At 67.8% G+C, this 2,858-nt stretch carries 5 protein-coding genes; all 5 read right to left on the bottom strand.

What is annotated here, in order from left to right:
• The coding region (locus Q7U95_RS07370) for a hypothetical protein (RefSeq protein ID WP_308753246.1) at positions 1–209 on the bottom strand (209 nt) is incomplete at its 3' end.
• Positions 209–889 (bottom strand): D-Ala-D-Ala carboxypeptidase family metallohydrolase, encoded by a 681-nt coding sequence (locus Q7U95_RS07375; protein WP_308753248.1) that lies wholly within the window; start codon positions 887–889, stop codon positions 209–211. The genes Q7U95_RS07375 and Q7U95_RS07370, both read right to left, overlap by 1 nt.
• Positions 890–1,041: 152 nt before the next feature.
• Positions 1,042–1,350 (bottom strand): hypothetical protein, encoded by a 309-nt coding sequence (locus tag Q7U95_RS07380; protein ID WP_308753250.1) that lies wholly within the window; start codon positions 1,348–1,350, stop codon positions 1,042–1,044.
• Positions 1,347–2,345: a hypothetical protein gene (locus Q7U95_RS07385; protein WP_308753251.1), complete on the bottom strand. Its 999-nt coding sequence runs from the start codon at positions 2,343–2,345 to the stop codon at positions 1,347–1,349. The genes Q7U95_RS07380 and Q7U95_RS07385 overlap by 4 nt, the downstream gene beginning before the upstream one ends.
• Positions 2,342–2,858, bottom strand: a 517-nt coding sequence (locus tag Q7U95_RS07390; RefSeq protein WP_308753253.1) for a hypothetical protein, incomplete at its 5' end; no start/stop codon positions are given. The genes Q7U95_RS07385 and Q7U95_RS07390, both read right to left, overlap by 4 nt.

Here is a 2,858-nt window from a genome sequence, read left to right on the forward strand (position 1 = left end):
GGGCGGCGCGCGGCGGCGTCGAGCATCTGGCGATGGATGGCATGGGTCTGCTCCAGTCGGTCGAGCCGCTCGGCGGCGCGGCCTGCGCGCTCGCCCTGGCGGCGCAGGTTGTGGATGAACAGGGTGATGGTGAGGGCGACGAGGGCGATGGCCGCCACCCGCCGTGCCCAGCGCCGGGTGAGAAGCACGACCACCAGGCTGGCCCACATCAGCGCAGGCCCTTCTTCCAGTCGTCGAGCCGCGCCCAGACGGCCACCGCGATCCCGCCCAGCGCCAGGGCGATGAACAGCCAGCGCAGGCTATCCAGATAGGGCACCAGCGGCAGCACGGCACCCTGCGCCTCCGTCAGCACCTCCTGCGCCACCTCAACCCCGGCAGCGCCAACGGTCGCGGCACCGGCCGCGCCGGTGCCGCGCAGCGTGCGGCTTGCGGCCAGTGTCTCGCGCGCGGGCGGGGTTTCCGCGGCAAACGGCACCGCGCGCACCGGGAAGCGCTCGCCCCACTGGCGCGCGGGGCCGAGGTCGATGTGGATGAAGCCCGAGCGCGGGTAGAAGCCAAACCCAAGAAACCCCACTTCGCGGGCCGCCGCCTCGAACGCCACCGGGTCATGGTTCGACATTGCGATATCGAAGGCCGTGCCGTCCATGTGCTTCGAGCGCGGCGCCCCGCCGACATTTCGGTTGTGCTCGGGCGAGCGATAGGCCGAGCGGACGATCAGCGGCTTGCCCAGCCGGTCGCGCAGGGCCTGCAGCTTGTCCAGCGCTTCCGGGTGCAACTTCAGCTGGCCGGTGCCGCGGCAGGCGATCTCGGCGGGCGAGAAGTTCCGCCAGCGCCAGAGACACTCGGGCACATCGCGGAAATGGCGGAAGCTGCGGATGGGGTCGGACATGAGGCGTCTCCTTGGGGTGATGGGCATGCGGAAGGGGCCGTCGTGCGCAGGCGCGGCGGATGGGCTGTCAATGTTGCGAGTTGGGCAGGCTGCCAGCGTTGGCTTGCGGACCGGTGGCCAGAGCGGGCGCTGGGCTGTGCGACTGCCTGGCGTCAATCTCCGTTCTTGCGCTGAAACGCGGCGAAGATCAGGTTGCGCATGTCGTGGATGTCGCGCTCGATCCTGGCGAGGCGGTCGTGGTCGATCTTGCGATCCTCGTCGCGGCGCTTCTCGATGCGCGCGCGCTCTTCAGCCAGCTCCTGCTCAAGCTTGTGCAGCAGCGCCTCGTTCGTGAATGCCTTGCGCGTCACGGCGGTCGCCAACCCGGCGATGAAGGTGAACCAGACGCCGATGGCGGCGGCGATGCCATGATCGCGGAAAGCCTGCGCGATCTGCTCGAAGAGGGAAGATTGCTGCGTCATGCCGACAGGATCCCGACTTCGTTCGGCAGCGTCAGATCGCTCCAGGGGGTGCCATCGACCGGATTGACTGCCCAGCTGGAATAGACCGGCACCGGCGCCAGGCTGGGCACTGTCACCGGGGCGGCGTCATGGCTCACGCCACTCATGCGCAGGAAGCCGGCCGTAGCGTCGGGTCCATCCGTACCCGCTTGCGCGATCTGCTTGAGATGCACGCCCGCGATGGCCGAGACCGAGGCCGGGCCGGTCGGGCCAGTGAGCGAGAAGGACATGCGCTGTCCCGCTGCGGTGCTGGCAACCCGCGTGGCGACGTCGCCGTCGCGCAGCGCGTCGATGCTGCCCACCATCTCGTTGAAACTGGCAATGGCGTTGGGGCTGCGGCGCACAAAGCGCCGCCCGATGGTCGAGACGCCGTCGAGGGCTGCAATATGGGCGTAGTACCAGGTCCGGTTCGCCGAAATCCCGTGCAGGGCCGTGTTGGCAAAGACCACGTGGCGCGGCTTGCCCTTTCCGTTCGTGTTCGCGGCGGTGGCCGTCGATTGCAGCACGCCCTCGACATAGAATTCGATGGTGATCTCTGCGCCGACGGCAACCCGCACATCGATCCATTGCGGCTGACCATTAGCGGCGGTGTAGGAGGAGCTGCCCTGCACGCTGGTGTTGCCAGCGGCAATGGCGTGATAGCGGTTGGTGGTTGTGATCGGCTTGATCTGGGCCAGCAGCACGTTGTCGGCGCTGTAGAACTCCAGAAAGCTGGCCTCGGACCGGTTGATGCTGTTGGCGTCGGCGTTGGGCGGTACATAGCGGAACCCCAGCCAGAGATCGCCCGTCGGCTCGGGTACCGAGAAGGAGAACGGCGCGGAATGGGAGTTCGTCCCGTTGTGCCGGATCGCGTTGACGTCGAGTGTCGGGTCGAACCCCCCGGCGACGGTGCTCAGAAGCCCCGAGATACCGGCGATGTCGGTGGGCTGGTGCCCCAGATGCAGGACGTACGTCATGGCAGTTCCACTTCGATATAGAGGGATGCATGGGCGGCGGAGAGCGCTGTGCCCCCGCCGTGATCGAGGAAGAGCGAGGCATCGCCCGAGGTGAGGCGTGAGCCGCCGCCGAGATCGAGCCAGGCTTCGAGTTCTCCGATGCTGAGGTTCTTGTCCCAGCCGAGCTCGATGAAGGCATGCGCCTGATAGAGGCGCAGATCGGGATCCTCATAGCCCAGCGCCTGCGCGCCGGGTGGAACCGGGTAGCTGAACTGCGAGGGCAGCGAGCGCAGCGTACCGCCATCGCCCGGATCGCGCCCCTGGATATGAGGATAAAAGGCGGCGCTGGGCGCTGCGGTCCATGTGGGCGCGCCGCTGACCGGGTCATCGCGCCAGATACCGTTCCGGCCGATCCAGAGACTGGCAGCGGCGGGATCGAGGACGAACATCAGGACGTCTCCTGCGCCATGGGTCGGCAGCCCGGTCAGGCGCTGACTGGCGGCACTGGTGTTCGAGGACCAGAGCGTTCCATTG

It is taken from the genome of Candidatus Oleimmundimicrobium sp. (genome assembly GCF_030651595.1).
Lineage (GTDB): Bacteria > Actinomycetota > Aquicultoria > UBA3085 > Oleimmundimicrobiaceae > JAUSCH01.

What these genes read in the sequence shown, in the direction of transcription:
- Q7U95_RS07375 (WP_308753248.1), bottom strand. Translation starts at nt 889, where the DNA reads ATGTCCGACCCCATCCGCAGCTTCCGCCATTTCCGCGATGTGCCCGAG.
- Q7U95_RS07380 (WP_308753250.1), bottom strand. Translation starts at nt 1,350, where the DNA reads ATGACGCAGCAATCTTCCCTCTTCGAGCAGATCGCGCAGGCTTTCCGC.
- Q7U95_RS07385 (WP_308753251.1), bottom strand. Translation starts at nt 2,345, where the DNA reads ATGACGTACGTCCTGCATCTGGGGCACCAGCCCACCGACATCGCCGGT.